The sequence below is a fragment of the Actinomadura sp. 21ATH genome (assembly GCF_041951345.1).
Taxonomy (GTDB): Bacteria; Actinomycetota; Actinomycetes; order Streptosporangiales; family Streptosporangiaceae; genus Spirillospora.
Genome location: NZ_JBGNUR010000027.1, coordinates 14543 through 31067 on the forward strand (window position 1 = coordinate 14543; position 16525 = coordinate 31067).

Sequence of the window (16525 nt, forward strand, 5' to 3'; positions counted from 1 at the left end):
CCCCGTCCCGCCCCCGCCACGAACGGACCGGCCCCCAGACCCCAGAGTGCCCATGAAGAAGCTCACGACGCGTCAGGCCGCCGATCCCGAGGGCCGCATGCCCCTCATGGACCACCTGCGCGAGCTGCGCAACCGGCTGATCAAGGCGCTGCTGGCGCTGCTGGTCGGCACCGTCATCGGCTGGATCTTCTTCTCGCCGGTGTGGGACTTCCTCAAGGAGCCCTACTGCGCCCTGCCGGCGTCCAAGGACCTCAACGGGAAGTGCTCCCTGGTGGTCAACGGGATCTTCTCCTCGTTCTTCCTGCGGCTGAAGATCGCGTTCATCCTGGGGCTGGTGATCTCCTCACCGGTCTGGCTGTTCCAGCTGTGGGCGTTCGTCGCGCCCGGCCTGTACCGCAAGGAGCGCCGCTGGACGTACCTGTTCATGGGCGTGGCGATCCCGCTGTTCTTCGTCGGCACCGCGCTGGCCTACGTCACCGTCGACAAGGGCCTGTCGATCTTCCTGGGGTTCGTGCCCGACGACGTGGCCGCGCTGATCACCGTCGACCACTACCTCGGCTACGTGCTGGCGATGCTGCTGGTGTTCGGGCTGACGTTCGAGCTGCCGCTGTTCGTGGTCATCCTGAACCTGGCCGGGGTGCTCAGCTCGGCCCGCATCCGCAAGGCGCAGCGGATGATCATCTTCGGGATCTTCGTCTTCGCGGCCGTCGCCACCCCCAGCGCCGACCCGTTCACCATGCTGGCGCTGGCGCTGCCGACGGTGCTGCTGTTCGAGGTCGCCGCGTTCCTGGCGTTCCTGAACGACCGGCGCCGCGCCCGCCGCCCCGACCCGTACGCCGGCCTGTCCGACGACGAGGCGTCCCCGCTCGACCTGGAGAGCATCGACGCCGAACTGGAGAAGGGCATGCGGGGCGACGGCGCCGGGTCCGTCCTGGATGCCGAGAAGGACGGCCGGCTCGAGAAGCAGTAGGGCCCGAATTGGGAATCGGGCCGGTCGAAACCGTAGGCTCGACGTATGACCACCCCCGACACGCAGTCGGCCGCCGGCACGTCCCCGGCGCAGCGGTACGCGGCCTACCGGAAGCGCACCGACGGAAACGGCCCGGCCCTGCTGGACTTCCAGACCCTCTACGACTTCGCCCTGGACCCGTTCCAGATCGAGGCGTGCCGGGCCCTGGAGGGCGGCAGCGGCGTCCTGGTCGCCGCGCCCACCGGCTCCGGCAAGACCGTGGTGGGGGAGTTCGCCGTCCACCTGGCCCTCACCGGCGGCGCCAAGTGCTTCTACACCACGCCGATCAAGGCGCTGTCCAACCAGAAGTACGCCGACCTCGTCAGCCGCTACGGCGCCGAGAAGGTCGGCCTCCTCACCGGTGACAACAGCGTCAACGGCGAGGCCCCGATCGTCGTCATGACGACCGAGGTGCTGCGGAACATGCTGTACGCGGGGTCGCAGACCCTGGCCGGGCTGGCGTTCGTGGTGATGGACGAGGTCCACTACCTGGCCGACCGGTTCCGCGGCGCCGTCTGGGAAGAAGTGATCATCCACGTTCCGGAGTCGGTCCGGATCGTGGCGCTGTCGGCGACCGTCAGCAACGCCGAGGAGTTCGGCGAGTGGCTGCAGGCCGTCCGCGGCGACACCGCCGTGATCGTCGACGAGCACCGACCCGTGCCGCTGTTCCAGCACATGCTGGTCGGCACCCGCCTGTACGACCTGTTCGTCGACACCGGCCGCAAGGGCGACCGGCAGGCGAGGATCAACCCGCAGCTGCAGCGGATGGCGGTGGAGGAGGTCCGCCGCGCCAAGGTCAACCAGGGCCGCCGCACCGGCCGCCGCCGCGCGCCGCGCCCGCAGCGGTTCCGGCCGCCCGCCCGGCCCGACGTGATCGAGCGGCTCGAGCGGGCCGGGCTGCTGCCCGCGATCACGTTCGTGTTCAGCCGCGCCGGCTGCGACGCCGCCGTCCTGCAGTGCCTGAACGCCAACCTGCGGCTCACCTCCAAGGAGGAGGCCGAGGAGATCGCCGCGCACGTGGAGCTGCGCACCGCCGACATCGCCCGCGACGACCTGCGCGTCCTCGGCTACGACGACTTCCTGGCCGGGCTGGAACGCGGCATCGCCGCCCACCACGCCGGGATGCTCCCCACGTTCAAGGAGATCGTCGAGGAGCTGTTCACCCGCGGGCTGATCAAGGCGGTGTTCGCCACCGAGACGCTCGCCCTCGGCATCAACATGCCCGCCCGCACCGTGCTGATCGAGAAGCTCGACAAGTGGAACGGCGAGGCCCACGTCGACCTCACCCCCGGCGAGTACACCCAGCTGACCGGCCGCGCCGGGCGCCGCGGCATCGACGTCGAGGGCCACGCGGTCGTCATCTGGAGCCCCAGCGTCGACCCCAACTCCGTCGCCGGGCTCGCCGGCACCCGCACCTACCCGCTCAACTCCAGCTTCCGGCCCTCGTACAACATGGCCGTCAACCTCGTCGGCGCCGTCGGCGTCGAGCGTGCCCGGAACCTGCTGGAGGAGTCGTTCGCCCAGTTCCAGGCCGACCGCGCCGTGGTCGGGCTGGCGCGGCAGGTCCGCAAGAACGAGGAGGCCCTGGCCGGGTACGCCAAGGCCGCCGAATGCCACCTCGGCGACTTCATGGAGTACGCCGGGCTCCGCCGCCGCCTGTCGGACCGCGAGGCCGAGCTGTCGCGGGAGCGGTCGACCGAGCGGCGCGCCGAGGCCGCCCGCTCCCTGGAGCACCTGCGGCCCGGCGACGTGATCCTGGTGCCGTCCGGGCGCCGCTCCGGGCTCGCGGTCGTGCTGGACCCGGGGCTGGGCCGCCGTTCCGACGGGCCCGCACCGCTCGTCCTGACGATCAGCCGGTCGGTGCAGCGGCTGTCGATCCAGGACTTCCCGCGCCCGGTGGAGCCGGTCGAGCGGATCCGCATCCCCAAGTCGTTCAGCCCCCGCAACCCGCAGGCCCGCCGCGACCTGGCCAGCACGCTGCGCGCCAAGGTCCCCGACGACGTCCGGGAGCGGCGCCGGCACCGTGACACGCCCGCCGCCGACGACGCCGAGATCGCACGGCTGCGCGCCGAGCTGCGCGAGCACCCCGTGCACGGCTGCGACAAGCGCGAGGACCACGCCCGCTGGGCCGAGCGCTACTTCCGGCTCGAGCGCGAGACCGAGCAGCTGCGCCGCCGCGTCGAGGGCCGCTCGCAGGTCATCGCCCGCACCTTCGACCGCGTCTGCGCCGTGCTGGAGCAGCTCGGCTATCTGGCCGGCGACACCGTCACCGACGAGGGCCGCCGCCTCGGCCGCATCTACAACGAGCTGGACCTGCTGACCGCCGAGAGCCTCCGCGAGGGCGTCTGGGAGAAGCTCGACCACGCCGAGCTGGCCGCGTGCGTGTCGGCGCTGGTGTTCGAGTCCCGCCAGCCCGACGACGCCGCCCCGCCCAAGACCCCGACCGGCCCCACCCGCGACGCCCTCGCCGCGATGGTCCGGCTGTGGGGCGAGCTGGACGGCGTCGAGAAGGACAACCGGGTCTCGTTCCTGCGCGAGCCCGACCTGGGTTTCGCGTGGACGGCGTACCAGTGGGCCAAGGGCCAGGACCTCGACGAGGTGCTGCTGGAGACCGGCATGACCGCCGGCGACTTCGTCCGCGCCGTCAAGCAGCTGCTGGACCTGCTCGGCCAGGTCGCCGACGCCGCCCCGCCCAACAGCCACATCCGCAAGACCGCCCGCCGCGCCATGGACTCCATGCGCCGCGGCGTCGTGGCCTACTCGTCGGTCGCCTGAGGACGGCCTCTGCCGCCCCGGGCGGCGCTAGCGCGTGACGGCCGGCTCCCCGGTCCCGGTTCCGCGGCGGTCGCCGCCCGGGGCCGGGGGCGGGTCATCGCGGATCCAGCGGTGCGCCAGCGCCATTACGATCACCAGCGCGGCCACCTCGCCGAGCGCCCACGCCAGCCCGCCGGCCACCCGCTGGTCGCGCAGCGCCGGGGCGCCCCAGCCGCGGCCCAGCCGGGTGAACCAGTCGCCCGCCAGCACCGTCCCCCATCCCATGATCAGCACGCCGAACAGCGCGTGGAACGGCACCGTGCACGCCGCCAGCAGGAACCGCACGCTCAGCGGCGGCCGCCGCGGCAGCGGGTCCGGCCCCATCACCGGCCACAGGTAGCAGCACGCCGCCGCCACGAACCCCGCCATGGCCAGCGAGTGCAGCGCGTGGTTGCGCAGCGACGCCTCCAGCAGCGGCGACAGGTAGAAGCCGTACAGGCTCGCCAGGAACACCACCGGCGCGACCGCCGGATGGCACGCCGCCCGCAGCGCCCGGCTCCGCAGCAGCGCCACCAGCGTCTCCCGCACCGAACGGCCGCCGGCGCCGCCCTCGCGCGGCAGCGCCCGCAGCGCCAGCGTCACCGGCGCCCCGAGCAGCAGCAGCGCGGGCGCCACCAGGCTCAGCAGCAGATGCTGGAGCATGTGCGCGCTGAACAGCACCATGCTGTAGCGGGCCAGGCCGCCGCACGTCGCCACCAGCAGCACCGCCAGGCCCGCGTACCACGCCACCGTGCGCGGCACCGGCCACCGGCGCCCGGCCCGGCGCAGCCGCGCGACCCCGGCCGCGTACAGCGCCCCGCCGCCCAGAGTCAGGCACAGGAGAAGAGGGTCCGGCCACCAGCCGAGCGCGTAGGACGTCCACGACGGCGCCTCCGGCAGCGGGAACCCCAGCCGCAGCGTCACCAGGTCGAGCGTCCCCCGCGCCACCTCCGGCGGCGGCGTCCGCGACAGGCCCGCCGCCAGCGCCATCGTGGCCGCCATCGCGACCACCTCGACCGTGGCGACCCGCACGAACACCCCGCGTCCCGCGCCGCCGCGCAGGGCCGGGAGGCTGGCGCGGCGGTGCCACCGGCCCAGCGCCCCGATCGCGGCCAGCGCGGCCGTCTTGGCGGCGATCAGCGCCCCGTAGGACGAGCCGAAGTCGAACCCGCCCAGCCGGATCCACGCGTTCACCAGCCCGCTCACCGCCACCGCCGCGAAGCAGCACAGCGCCAGGCGGCTGTAGCGGGCGGCGACGGCCGCCAGCCGCCCGCCCAGGAGGTCCCGGGAACGGGCCGCCGCGAGCAGCGCCACCAGCCCGCCCACCCACAGCGTCGCGCCCAGCACGTGCGCGGCGAGGCTGTAGACCGCCGCGGTGTGGTGGGACGTCCCGGCGGCGTGCCCGGTGAACACCGGCGGCAGCGCGCCCGCGAGCGCCAGCAGCAGCGGGTACCAGGCGGTGCCCGGCGAGGAGGCCGCCTGGGACGCGACCGCCGCCGCCACCGCCGCGGCCGCCACCAGCAGCAGCGCGCGCCCCTGCGGCAGCTCCAGCACGAACGTGCGCAGCATGCCGCCGGTGACGCCGGTCGTCACCGGCACGCCGAACAGGTCGGCCGCCGAGAACATCACCACCGCCAGGACCGCCAGCGCCCACGCCGCCGACCACAGCGCCGCGGCGCGCAGGAAGCGGCGCACCGGCGCCCCGGCGGGCGTGAACACCGCCGCCAGCAGCAGCCAGCCCGCCGCCACGGCGCCGCACGCGGTCGCGGCCAGCTCCGCCAGCGCCAGCCCCGTCTTGGTCAGCGCCCCCGACCGCGTCAGGCCCGGCACGGCCTCCGCGCCCAGCGCGCCGCCGAACCGCAGCACCAGCGCCAGCACGAGCACGCCCGCGGCCGCCGCCGCGGGCCAGGGCGGCACCGGCCGCGCGGCGCCCCGGGCCTCGGCCGGTGCCGTCATCGGTACGGGTCTGCCTTCGGCGGTCACGTCGCTCCCACATGGGTGCCGGACGGCGGGTCCTCGGTCGCGTGCACGTCCGGCTGTACGTCGCCGCCGCCGCGGGAGTTCAGGTCCGGGCACGCCAGCACCAGCCCGTGCCGGGCCAGGAACTCCGTCAGCCGCGTCCCGGCCGCCGTCAGCGTCCGGCCGCAGCCGCCGCAGGTGGTGCAGCGGACCCGTTCGGGCCCGTCCGGGCGGGTGTTCATGTGGTCTCCGATCGCGCGATCGATCGCCGTGACGATCGCGGGCGTCTCCGCCGCCTCCCGCGCCGCCTCCGGCGAGATCCGCGGCACCCCTTCGGGAACGGTCGGCCGCGCCCCCTGCGGCACGGCCGGCCGCGCCTGGCGCAGGTCGGTGGCGCGCCGCGCGGCCTGCGCCACCCGCACCAGCTCGCCCGCCCGCTCGTGCCACGCCCGCCAGGCGGGCGCGTGCACCGTCCCCGCGCCGCCGCAGTCCGCGCAGGGCGCCTCCAGCGCGGCCAGCAGGCGCGTCCACAGGGCGTCGTTCGGCTCGGTCATCGTGGACTCGACCCCAGTGGACCTGTCCCCAAAGGAGCCCCCCTCCGCCGCCGGCGACACGGGTCTGATCCCCTGTACGGGCCGCTTCCGCCCGGGGTTCACCGCGCCGCGCCGTGCCGGTCCGGGGAGCGGCGGGGCGGGGCGGCGTCTCAGGCGTGCCGGGCGGCGAGCTGCGCCAGGCCCGGGGCGCCGGACGGGGCGCGCAGCGCGATCTCCGCGCCGTCACGGGTGGCCAGCCCGACGCCGCGCAGGCCGGCGGGGCCGCCGACGAACCGCAGCGGCAGCGCGGCGAACGTCTCGGCGCCGACGTGCTCCTCCAGCTCGGCCGGGTCGCCGCCCACCTCCAGCCAGGAGATCTCGCGCAGCGGGCGCTCATGGTCCATGGGGGACAGGCGCGCGGGGTGCCGTTCCAGGCTCTCGTGGTGATACCAGTTCGGGAGGCCCCGCGCCCACGTCAGCGCCGCGTCGCCCGGCGCCATGACGGTGGTCGAGGTGGAGCCGTCGGGGCGCCGCGCCCCGGGCGCGGTCACCACCGCCCCGCCCAGGCGCCGGGCGACGTCCTCCAGGTCGGCGCGGCTGCGGGCCCGAAGGTTCCAGGTCATCCAGTGGTCGCCGCGGCGGGTCGTCTCCTCGAACCAGGTGCGGAACGCCGCCACCCCGGGCGGCAGGTCGGCGTGGTGGTCGATGACGGACTCGACGTTGACGAAGGCGCCGCCGGGCAGCGCGATGGTGCGGTGCGCGGTCGGCATGGCGTCCAGCCAGCCGCCCTCGTGGCTGCGCAGCCCCGTCTCGGCGCGCAGGCGCTCGGCGCTCGCGTAGAGGTGCCGGACACCGAGGGTGAAGTGGTCCAGGTCGTAGACGGCCATGCGGGTCCTCCGCCAGGATGAAGGTGTTGAAGTCAAGACTGATTTGAAAGCAAACGTAAATTGGGGGGCGACCTGATGTCAACCGACGGCCCGACCGTCGACCAGGGCGTGCGCGAGATGATCCTGCTGCTGCCGCGGCTGATGGCGCGCGCCAAGCGGATGCCGATCCCGGAGCGGCTGCGCGACTACGCGCTCACGCCGCGGCACCTGTCCCTGCTGGCGCTGCTGCTCTACGACGAGTCCGCCACCGTCAAGGACCTCGCCGCCCGCCTCCAGCTCGCCTCCACGACGGTGAGCCTGATGGTGAACGACCTCAGCCGCCAGGGCATCCTGCACCGCCGCGAGGACGAGCGGGACCGGCGCCGGACGATCGTGGGCATCGCCGACGCCCACCGCCCCGCGATCGAGGGCTGGCTGGGCGCGGGCGCGGCGGCCTGGCGCACCGTGTTCGAGCCGATGTCGCCGCCCGAGCGGGCACTGGTGATCAACGCCCTGCTCACCTACGAGCGCGAGACGATGGAACTCACCCGGCAGCCGGACTGAGCCGAGCTGCCCGCCGGCCGCCGGCCGCCGAGAAGATGGACGAGGAGACGCCGACCGTGATCGACCGCGCGCGCCCATGAGCGGCGAGACCCGTACGCTGCCCGCCCTGGAGGCGGGACCGGTCGAGATGCCGCACGCCATCCTGAACTGGAGCGAGGACTTCACCCGCGACACCGTCTGGAACGAGCACTCGCACCCCTTCCACGAGCTGCTCTGGAACGAGCGGGGCACGTCCACGGCCGTGGTGGGCCCGCGGGTGTGGACGATCACCCCGGCGCTCGGCGTGTGGATGCCCGCCGGCACGCTGCACTCCGGATCGGCGGCCGCCGGCACCCGGTGCCGGGCCGGCTTCTTCGGGTTCGGCACCATGGCGCCGATCTCGCCGACGCCCGCCGGGGTCGAGATCACCCCGCTGCTGCGGCTGCTGCTGGAACGGCTCGGCGGCACCGCGCTGCCGGCCGCGTCGCGGGCGCTGACGGAGGCGATGGTGCTGGACGTCCTCGCGCCCTCCTCGCGCGAGCTGCTCGTGCAGATGCCCGCCTCCGACCTGCTGCGCCCAATCGCCGAAGCGGTCCGCGCCGCCCCCGGCGACCGGCGGACGCTGGCCGACTGGGCGTCCCGCCTGGGCGTCAGCCCCCGCACGATCACCCGCGCCTTCAACGCGGAGACCGGCACCAGCTACGCGCGGTGGGTCGCGGCGGTGCGCGCCCGGCACGCGGTCGAGCTGCTCGGCCGGGGCTGGGAGATCGACGCCGTGGCCGAGGAGGTCGGCTACCGCTCCGCGAGCGCGTTCGGGGCGGCGTTCCGGCGGACGACCGGGCTCACGCCGGGAGCGTTCCGGGCGCACTGACCGGGCCGCGGGCAGGGCCGCCGGCCGGGCCCGCGGCCGTCTCCGCTGTCCCGATCGCTATAAGGGATGTCCCAAAATCGCGATTGCGACAACTCAGGCATTCCTCTTAGAGTTCGGACCAAGGCAAGCCTTACCTAACTAGCTCGGGGCTTGCGGTCGCACGGTGCCCCGCGCACGGACACGCCAGCCGCGTTCCGGGCGTGCGAGGGCCGGCGCCAGCGGATTCCTGAAAGTGGAGCACGAGTGAAACGTCCACCCAGCCTTCGCCTCCTCGCCGTCCTGACGGTCCTCCTGGGGAGCATCGCGGCCTGCGGGAGCACCTCCGAGGACACCGGGACGAGCGCGGGCGGCGGCACGGCCGCCGCGTTCCCCATGACGATCAAGCACGCGCTGGGGACGACCACCGTGCCCGCCGAGCCGAAGCGGGTGGCCACGGTCAACTGGGCCAACCACGAGGTGCCGCTGGCCCTCGGCGTCGTCCCGGTCGGCATGGCCGCCGCCAACTTCGGCGACGACAACGGCGACGGCGTCCTGCCCTGGGTGGAGAAGCGCCTGAAGGAGCTCAACGCCAAGACGCCCGTCCTGTTCGACGAGAACGACGGCATCGACTTCGAGGCCGTCGCCGACACCAGGCCGGACGTCATCCTCGCCGCCTACTCCGGCCTCACCAAGCAGGACTACGACACGCTGAGCAAGATCGCCCCGGTGGTCGCCTACCCCGACGCCGCCTGGGCCACGCCCTGGCGCGAGATCATCAAGCTGAACGCCAAGGCCATCGGCAAGGCCGCCGAGGGCGACCGGCTGATCGGCACCATCGAGGGCGACATCAGGCGCGTCGCCGCCAAGTACCCGCAGCTCAAGGGCAAGACGGCGATGTTCATGACGCACGTCGACCCCAACGACGTCAGCCAGATCGGCTTCTACACCACCCACGACACCCGCACGCTGTTCTTCGAGGACCTCGGGCTGAAGATCCCCGCCAGCGTCGCCGAGGCGTCCAAGGGCACCGACAAGTTCGTCCTGAACCGCAGCGCCGAGCAGATCGACGTGTTCGACGACGTCGACATCATCACCGGCTACGGCGACGGCAAGGGCGAGCTGCTCGGCAAGCTCCGCAAGGACCCGCTGCTGTCGAAGATCCCCGCCATCGAGCGCGGGTCGGCGTACCTGCTGCCCAGCACCGAGCCGCTCGGCACCGCCGCCAACCCGACCCCGCTGTCGATCTCGTGGGTGCTGGAGGACTACGCCAAGGCGCTCGCCGAGGCCGCGGACAAGGTCAAGTGACGACCGCCCGCACCGAAACCCCGCCGGACGCCGCCCTCGTGCGGCGTCCGGCGCGCGTCCGGATCCTGTGGCTCCTCGCCACCGCCACCGTCCTGGCCGTGCTCATGGCCGCCTCGGTCGCCCTCGGCTCCCGCGACGTCGCCTGGTCCGACGTCTGGGCTGCGCTCGGCGGCGCGGACGGCTCCCTCGAAGAGGCCGCGGTCGCCAAGCGCATCCCGCGGACCCTGCTCGCGGTCGCCATCGGCGCCGCGCTCGGCCTCTCCGGCGCCGTCATGCAGGGCGTCACCCGCAACCCCCTGGCCGACCCCGGACTGCTCGGCATCAACATGGGCGCCTCGCTCGCGGTCGTCACCGCCGTCGCCCACTTCGGGCTCGTCTCGCCGACCGGGTACATCTGGGTCGCGATGGCGGGCGCCGCCGCCACGGCCGTGTTCGTCTACACCGTCGGATCCCTCGGCCGCGGCGGCGCCACCCCGCTCAAGGTCGCGCTCGCCGGCGCCGCCACGTCGGCCGCCTTCGCGTCCCTCGTCAGCGCCGTCGTCCTGCCCCGCAACGACATCGCCGGCGGCTTCCGGCTCTGGCAGATTGGCGGCGTCGGCGGCGCGTCCTACGAGCGCATCGGGCAGGTCCTGCCGTTCCTCGCGGCCGGGTTCGCGGTGTGCCTGCTGTCGGCCCGCGCCCTCAACTCGCTCGCCCTGGGCGACGAGCTCGCCGCCGGGCTCGGCGAGCGCGTCACCGTCATCCGCGCCACGGCCGCCCTCGGCTCGGTCATCCTGTGCGGCGCGTCCACCGCCGTCGCCGGGCCGATCGCCTTCGTCGGGCTCGTCGTCCCGCACGCGTGCCGCCTCCTCGCCGGCGTCGACCACCGCTGGCTGCTGCCGCTGTCCGCGCTCACCGGCGCCGCGCTGCTCACCGCCGCCGACGTCGTCGGGCGCGTCGCGGCCCGCCCCGAGGACATCGAGGTCGGCATCGTCACCGCGCTGATCGGCGCCCCGTTCTTCGTCCACATCGTCCGCCGCCAGAAGGTGCGTGAGCTGTGAGCGCCCCCGCCGCCACCCCCGCCGCCACCCCCGCCGCGCCGCCGGCCGCCCCGCCCGCCGGCACCGTCCGGGCCGTCGCCCGCGGCCGCCGCCGGCGCGCCGCCCGGCGCCGCGCCGTCGTCCTGACGCTGGCGGTCCTCGTCGCCGCCGGGTTCGCCGTGACGCTCATGGCCGGGCGGACGTTCTACCCGCTCGGCGACGTCGTCCGCGTCGTCCTCGGCGAGCAGGTGCCCGGCGCGTCGTTCACCGTCGGGGAGCTGCGGCTGCCGCGCGCCGTCCTCGCCGTCACCGCCGGGTTCGCGTTCGGCCTGGGCGGCGTCACCTTCCAGACGCTGCTCCGCAACCCGCTGGCCAGCCCCGACATCATCGGCATCAGCTCCGGCGCCGGCGCCGGAGCCGCCATCGCGATCGTGACGCTCGGCCTCGGCGGCACCCGGGTGTCGGCGGTCGCGATCGCCTCCGCCCTCGCCGTCGCGCTGCTGATGTACTCCCTGGCGTTCCGGGACGGCGTCGCCGGCACCCGGCTCATCCTGATCGGCATCGGCACCGCCGCGTTCCTCGACAGCGTCATCTCCTACGTCCTGTCCCGCGCCGCCGAATGGGAGCTCCAGGAGGCCCTGCGCTGGCTCACCGGCAGCCTCAACGGGACGACCTGGGAGCAGGCGGCGCCCACCCTCGCCGCCGTCCTCGTCCTCACCCCCGTGCTGCTGGCCCTGGCGCGCGACCTGTCGGCGCTGCGGCTCGGCGACGACACCGCCGCCGCCCTCGGCGTGCGCGTCGAACGCACCCGCGTCGCCGTCATCGTCGCCGCCGTCGGCCTGATCGGGTTCGCCACCGCCGCGGCCGGGCCGGTCGCGTTCGTGGCGTTCCTGTCCGGGCCCATCGCCGCCCGCCTCGTCGGCGTCAGCGGCTCCCTGCTCGTGCCCGCCGGGCTCGTCGGCGCCCTCCTGGTCCTGGCCGCCGACCTCACCGGGCAGTTCGCGTTCGGCACCCGCTACCCGGTCGGCGTCGTCACCGGCGTCCTCGGCGCGCCGTACCTCATCTACCTGATCGTCCGCACCCACCGGGCCGGAGGCTCGCTGTGACCACGTCCCACTCCCTGGAGGCCGAGCGCCTCACCCTCGGGTACGGCGACCGCGCCGTCATCGAGTCCCTCGACCTGGCCGTCCCGCCCGGCCGGGTCACGGCCATCGTCGGCGCGAACGCCTGCGGGAAGTCGACGCTGCTGCGCTCCCTGTCGCGGCTGCTCGCGCCCCGCGCGGGCCGCGTCGTCCTGGACGGCAGGGAGGTGCACCGCACCCCCGCCAAGGAGCTGGCCCGCACCCTCGGGCTGCTGCCCCAGTCGCCGGTCGCGCCCGACGGCATCACCGTCCTCGACCTCGTCTCCCGCGGCCGCCACCCCCACCAGGGCATCTTCTCCCGGTGGAAGGCCGAGGACGACACCGCCGTCGCCGCCGCGCTCGAGGCGACCCGGACCACCGATCTCGCCGACCGCGCCGTCGACGAGCTGTCCGGCGGCCAGCGGCAGCGGGTCTGGATCGCCATGGCGCTCGCCCAGCAGACCGACCTGCTCCTGCTCGACGAGCCCACCACGTTCCTGGACGCCAGCCACCAGATCGACGTCCTCGACCTGCTCACCGACCTCAACCGCACCCGCGGCACCACCATCGTGATGGTCCTGCACGACCTCAACCTCGCCGCACGCTACGCCGACCACCTCATCGCCCTCGCCGGCGGCCGCCTGCACGCCGCCGGAACCCCGGCCGAGGTCCTCACCGAGGAGAACGTCCGCACCGTCTTCGACCTCGAAAGCCGCATCATCGAGGACCCCGTCTCCGGCCGCCCCCTGATGCTCCCCATCGGCCGCCACCGCGTCCGGGCCGAGGCCGTCCCCGCACCGGACCGCGCCCGCTGACACCCCGGACGCCCGCCGCGGGCAAGGGCCTGCATACTGGTCGTGTGACGCCCGACCGGAGCCTGCGGACGCTGCGCGCCGCCGGCTTCGGCGCGGTCTGCACGATCGTCTCCGCGGCCGCCCACCGGTACGCCGGCGGCGCCCCCGCCGGGCCCGCCGTGCTCGGCCTGGCCGCGGCGCTGACGGCCGCGGGCGCGTTCCTGCTCGCCGGCCGCGAGCGCGGGACGAAGGTGATCCTCCCCGCGACGTTCGCCGCGCAGTACGGGCTGCACCACCTGTTCGGGCGGCTGGCGCCCGGAACGCCGCCGGCGGCGCACGAGGCCCTCGCCGACCCGGCCGCGCACGCCCACCTGGCCCACCAAGCCCACCAAGCCCACTGGGCCCACTCGGCTCACCAGGCCGGCCAGGTCCAGCAGGCGGGCGCCGGCGGCATGGACCACTCCGGCGCGGCGATGCTGCTCGCGCACGTCATCGTCGCGCTGGTGACGGCCGCGTGGCTGCGCCGGGGCGAGGAGCTGTTCTGCTCCCTCGTGCGGCGGCTCGCCACGCGGATCGCGCGCGTCGTGCGGCCCGGCCCGGTGCCGGCGCCGCCCTTCTCCCGGCCAGCCGTGACGCGGGTGCGGGTGCTGATCCCGGACGCCGTGGTGACCGCGGTCGGCCGGCGCGGCCCGCCCGCCGCGCTCCCCTCCTGACCCCGCCTTCCCCCGGCCACCGGCCCCCGGCGTCCCGCCCGGGGCCCGAGGCCGCGCGCCCGGGCGGGGCCGCCTGACGCGGCGCCCGGCGCCGCCCCTCCCCTCCCGGACGCCGTGCCGTCCAGGGCACCGCCATGCCGCGCCGCCCTGCCGACCGGCGCCCCTCCGCCCCCTGTTCGCGAGACCTCGCGGAAGGAACACCCGTGAACATCCGTGCCATCGTGCCCGCCCTGACCCTGCTCGCCCTCCCGCTGGCCGCCTGCGGCGGCGAAGGCGACGGCGGCCGAAAGGCGGCCGGCGCCGCGCCCTCGCCGTCCGCCGCCCCCGCCAAGGCCGCCCTGACCATCACGAACCCGTGGGTGAAGACCGTCGACAAGGGCATGACCGCCGCGTTCGGCACCCTCGCCAACACCACCGGCGCCGACGTGACCGTCGTGTCCGCCGCGACCCCCGCCTCGGCCGAGGTCGAGCTGCACGAGGTCGCCCGCGCGGGCGGCGAGATGAAGATGCGCCCCCGGAAGGGCGGCTTCGTCGTCCCCGCGGGCGGGAAGCTCGAACTCAGGCCCGGCGGCTACCACATCATGCTCATGGACGTCACCGGCCCGATCGAGCCGGGCCGGCAGGTCCCCTTCACGCTCACGCTCGGCGACCGCTCCACCGTCCGGTTCTCCGCGCTCGCCAAGGACTTCAACGGCGGCAACGAGACCTACGAGCCGGGGCACTGACGATGGGCCGCGACCTCACCCGGCGCGGCCTGATCGCCGGAGGCGCGGTGGCGGCGGGCTCCACGCTCGCCGCCGCCGGCGGCTACCTCGCCGCCCCGCGCCCCGGCGACCGGCCGCCCGCCGCGCCCGCGGCGGCCACCGCGACCGGCCGCGCCATCGAGCCGTTCCACGGGGCCCACCAGGCCGGCATCGCCACCGCCCCGCAGACCCACGCCGCCTTCCTCGGCCTGGACCTGCGGCCCGGCACCGGCCGCGAGGCGCTCGGCAGGCTGATGCGCATCCTCACCGACGACGCCCGCCGCCTCACCGAGGGACGGGCCGGACTGGCCGACGCCCAGCCCGAGCTCGCCGACACGCCCGCCCGCCTGACCGTCACCTTCGGCTTCGGGCCCGGCCTGTTCACCGCCGCCGGCCGGGAGGACCAGCGCCCCGGCATCGACCTGCCCGGATTCCCCATCGACCGGCTGGAGGACCGCTGGAGCGGCGGCGACCTGCTGGTCCAGCTCTGCGCCGACGACGCCGTCACCCTCGCGCACGCCCTGCGGCTGATCGCCAAGGACGCCCGCGCGTTCGCGACCGTCCGCTGGACCCAGCGCGGCTTCCGCCGCCCGCCCACCTCGCAGCCCGCCGGGCGGACCCAGCGCAACCTCATGGGCCAGCTCGACGGCACCGTCCAGCCCGCCGACCTCGGCACCGCCGTCTGGATCACCGGCGGGCCCGCCTGGCTGCGCGGCGGCACCCTCATGGTGCTCCGCCGCATCCGGATGGACCTGGAGAAGTGGGACGAGGCCGATGAGGGCGCCAAGGAGTTCTCCATCGGCCGCCGGCTGGCCGACGGCGCCCCGCTCACCGGACGGAGGGAGCACGACGAACCCGACTTCGAGGCGACCGACCGCCTCGGCCTCCGGGTGATCCACGACGACGCCCACATCCGCCTCGCCCGAACCGCCGACCCGTCGCTGCGGATGCTGCGCCGCGGCTACAACTACGACGGGGACGTGGGCCGGGAAGGCGCCACCGACACGGGGCTGCTGTTCGCCTCCTACCAGGCCGACATCGGCCGCCAGTTCGTCCCCGTCCAGCGGCGGCTGGCCGCCACCGACCTCCTCAACCGGTGGACCGTCCCCATCGGCTCCGCCGCCTTCGCCCTCCCGCCCGGCTGCGCGCCGGACGGATGGATCGGCGAGACGCTCCTCGCCTGAAGGCGCGGCGGCCGCCGCCGGACCCCCGGGGCCCGGCCGCGGCCGCCGTCCGCGGTCACCCCTCCAGGGCCGCCAGCAGGTCCGGGAACGCGAGGTGCAGCTCGCGCTGCCAGTACGGCCAGGAATGCTGCCCGTCGTAGAACCGCGCGGTCACCGGAACGCCCAGCTCCCGCAGCCGGCCCGTGAACGCGCGGGCGTGCCCGTCCGCGGCCGCCTCGACCGGGTCGGTGAACGGCAGCCCGCCCAGCGGCCCGGCGCGGCCGCTGCCCGAGGCCACCCGCAGCCGCACGCCGCGCAGCCGGTCCGCCACGTCGTACGGGTTGTGCGCGTGCCAGATCGCGGCCTGATCGTCGGGGTCGCCCCACACGCGGCGCCAGTCGGTGCCGGGGCACACCAGCGACGTCCCCCAACCCGCCGAGTCGTCGCCCGGCCGGTGCCCGTGCAGGGTGTGCAGGTAGCCGCTGAACGCCGCGGCCGCGCGGAACGACCCGGGGAAGCGGGCGGTGTAGAGCATGGCGCCCAGGCCGCCCATCGAGTTCCCGGCGATCGCGCGCCGCGTCCCGGCGCGGTAGTCGCGCTCCAGGATCCGCCGCACCTCGGACATGTGGAACGTCTCCCAGGCGGGCGGGCCGCCCGCGCCGTGGTTCCACCAGTCGGAGTAGTTGCCGCAGCGGCCGCCGTTCGGCATCACGACCAGCACGCCGGAACCGGCGGTGAGGCGCTCGACGTCGGTCTCGCGCGTCCACGCGGTGTGGTCGTCGGCGCCGCCGTGCAGCAGCCACAGGACCGGCCAGGTGCGCGCGGCGTCCCGCGACCATCCGGCGGGCAGCAGCAGGCGCACCTTCTCCTGGCGCCCCATGGCGGGGGACTGGACGGTCAGGTCGAGCGCGCGCGGCCCCGCCGGGGCCTCGGTGACGACCCGCGGCCCGGCCGCGGCGGCGGGAACCGCCGCCGCTCCGGTGAACGCGGCGCTCGCGAGCAGGAGGAACGCCCCCGCCGACGCGGCGGGGGTGAGAAGGCGTGCCAAGACGGGAGCCCTTTCGGCGCATGGTGGCGGGGGAGCGCACGGCGGGGGAGCGCGTGCCGGGGCCGC

Annotated in this window: 15 protein-coding genes; 11 read left to right on the forward strand and 4 right to left on the reverse strand. The window is 75.3% G+C overall.

Features of this window, described 5'->3' with window-relative positions; genetic code table 11:
• Window positions 1–52: 52 nt before the first annotated feature.
• The gene (gene tatC, locus ACA361_RS39870) at window positions 53–970 is read left to right on the forward strand and encodes a twin-arginine translocase subunit TatC (RefSeq protein WP_375020338.1); all 918 of its coding nucleotides are present in this window, start codon (window positions 53–55) and stop codon (window positions 968–970) included.
• A 45-nt stretch (window positions 971–1015) separates the two neighbouring features.
• Window positions 1016–3784, forward strand: coding sequence for a DEAD/DEAH box helicase (locus ACA361_RS39875; protein WP_375020339.1), 2769 nt, complete (start codon window positions 1016–1018; stop codon window positions 3782–3784).
• 27 nt (window positions 3785–3811) lie between these two features.
• Here ACA361_RS39875 and ACA361_RS39880 read toward each other — a convergent pair whose 3' ends face one another.
• The 3 genes from ACA361_RS39880 to ACA361_RS39890 form a co-directional block, all read right to left on the reverse strand.
• Window positions 3812–5758, reverse strand: coding sequence for a cytochrome c oxidase assembly protein (locus ACA361_RS39880; protein ID WP_375020340.1), 1947 nt, complete (start codon window positions 5756–5758; stop codon window positions 3812–3814).
• A gap of 23 nt (window positions 5759–5781) precedes the next feature.
• Entirely contained in the window at window positions 5782–6315 is a 534-nt protein-coding gene (locus tag ACA361_RS39885) for a hypothetical protein (protein ID WP_375020341.1), read from the reverse strand.
• A gap of 149 nt (window positions 6316–6464) precedes the next feature.
• On the reverse strand, window positions 6465–7181 hold the full coding sequence (locus tag ACA361_RS39890; protein ID WP_375020342.1) for a VOC family protein: 717 nt from the start codon (window positions 7179–7181) through the stop codon (window positions 6465–6467).
• A gap of 75 nt (window positions 7182–7256) precedes the next feature.
• On the opposite strand from ACA361_RS39890, the gene ACA361_RS39895 reads away from it, so the two are divergent.
• The 9 genes from ACA361_RS39895 to ACA361_RS39935 all read left to right on the forward strand — a co-directional run bounded on the left by ACA361_RS39895 (window position 7257) and on the right by ACA361_RS39935 (window position 15432).
• Complete coding sequence (locus tag ACA361_RS39895; RefSeq protein WP_375020343.1) at window positions 7257–7724, forward strand: MarR family transcriptional regulator; 468 nt, start codon at window positions 7257–7259, stop codon at window positions 7722–7724.
• A gap of 76 nt (window positions 7725–7800) precedes the next feature.
• Complete coding sequence (locus tag ACA361_RS39900; protein ID WP_375020344.1) at window positions 7801–8574, forward strand: helix-turn-helix domain-containing protein; 774 nt, start codon at window positions 7801–7803, stop codon at window positions 8572–8574.
• A gap of 243 nt (window positions 8575–8817) precedes the next feature.
• Window positions 8818–9858 (forward strand): iron-siderophore ABC transporter substrate-binding protein, encoded by a 1041-nt coding sequence (locus ACA361_RS39905; protein ID WP_375020345.1) that lies wholly within the window; start codon window positions 8818–8820, stop codon window positions 9856–9858.
• Window positions 9855–10898, forward strand: a complete 1044-nt coding sequence (locus tag ACA361_RS39910) for a FecCD family ABC transporter permease (RefSeq protein ID WP_375020346.1) — start codon at window positions 9855–9857, stop codon at window positions 10896–10898. Before ACA361_RS39905 ends, ACA361_RS39910 begins: the two co-directional genes overlap by 4 nt.
• Window positions 10895–11983 carry a FecCD family ABC transporter permease gene (locus ACA361_RS39915; RefSeq protein ID WP_375020347.1) on the forward strand — a complete coding sequence of 363 codons (1089 nt, stop codon included), beginning with the start codon at window positions 10895–10897 and terminating at the stop codon, window positions 11981–11983. The genes ACA361_RS39910 and ACA361_RS39915 overlap by 4 nt, the downstream gene beginning before the upstream one ends.
• On the forward strand, window positions 11980–12813 hold the full coding sequence (locus ACA361_RS39920) for an ABC transporter ATP-binding protein (protein ID WP_375020348.1): 834 nt from the start codon (window positions 11980–11982) through the stop codon (window positions 12811–12813). Before ACA361_RS39915 ends, ACA361_RS39920 begins: the two co-directional genes overlap by 4 nt.
• Window positions 12814–12857: 44 nt before the next feature.
• Window positions 12858–13505, forward strand: coding sequence for a hypothetical protein (locus tag ACA361_RS39925; RefSeq protein ID WP_375020349.1), 648 nt, complete (start codon window positions 12858–12860; stop codon window positions 13503–13505).
• 203 nt (window positions 13506–13708) lie between these two features.
• A complete protein-coding gene (locus ACA361_RS39930) occupies window positions 13709–14230 on the forward strand; it encodes a copper chaperone PCu(A)C (protein WP_375020350.1) in 522 nt (173 codons plus the stop codon).
• A 2-nt stretch (window positions 14231–14232) separates the two neighbouring features.
• A complete protein-coding gene (locus ACA361_RS39935) occupies window positions 14233–15432 on the forward strand; it encodes a Dyp-type peroxidase (protein ID WP_375020351.1) in 1200 nt (399 codons plus the stop codon).
• A gap of 55 nt (window positions 15433–15487) precedes the next feature.
• Here the strand turns inward: ACA361_RS39935 and ACA361_RS39940 are convergent, their stop codons facing one another.
• Window positions 15488–16459, reverse strand: a complete 972-nt coding sequence (locus ACA361_RS39940; RefSeq protein ID WP_375020352.1) for an alpha/beta hydrolase — start codon at window positions 16457–16459, stop codon at window positions 15488–15490.
• Window positions 16460–16525: the final 66 nt, after the last annotated feature.

Bases quoted from the DNA above. Each gene is read 5' to 3' on its own strand.
- tatC (WP_375020338.1), top strand. From the start codon at position 53: ATGAAGAAGCTCACGACGCGTCAGGCCGCCGATCCCGAGGGCCGCATG.
- ACA361_RS39875 (WP_375020339.1), top strand. From the start codon at position 1,016: ATGACCACCCCCGACACGCAGTCGGCCGCCGGCACGTCCCCGGCGCAG.
- ACA361_RS39880 (WP_375020340.1), bottom strand. From the start codon at position 5,758: ATGACGGCACCGGCCGAGGCCCGGGGCGCCGCGCGGCCGGTGCCGCCC.
- ACA361_RS39885 (WP_375020341.1), bottom strand. From the start codon at position 6,315: ATGACCGAGCCGAACGACGCCCTGTGGACGCGCCTGCTGGCCGCGCTG.
- ACA361_RS39890 (WP_375020342.1), bottom strand. From the start codon at position 7,181: ATGGCCGTCTACGACCTGGACCACTTCACCCTCGGTGTCCGGCACCTC.
- ACA361_RS39895 (WP_375020343.1), top strand. From the start codon at position 7,257: ATGTCAACCGACGGCCCGACCGTCGACCAGGGCGTGCGCGAGATGATC.
- ACA361_RS39900 (WP_375020344.1), top strand. From the start codon at position 7,801: ATGAGCGGCGAGACCCGTACGCTGCCCGCCCTGGAGGCGGGACCGGTC.
- ACA361_RS39935 (WP_375020351.1), top strand. From the start codon at position 14,233: ATGGGCCGCGACCTCACCCGGCGCGGCCTGATCGCCGGAGGCGCGGTG.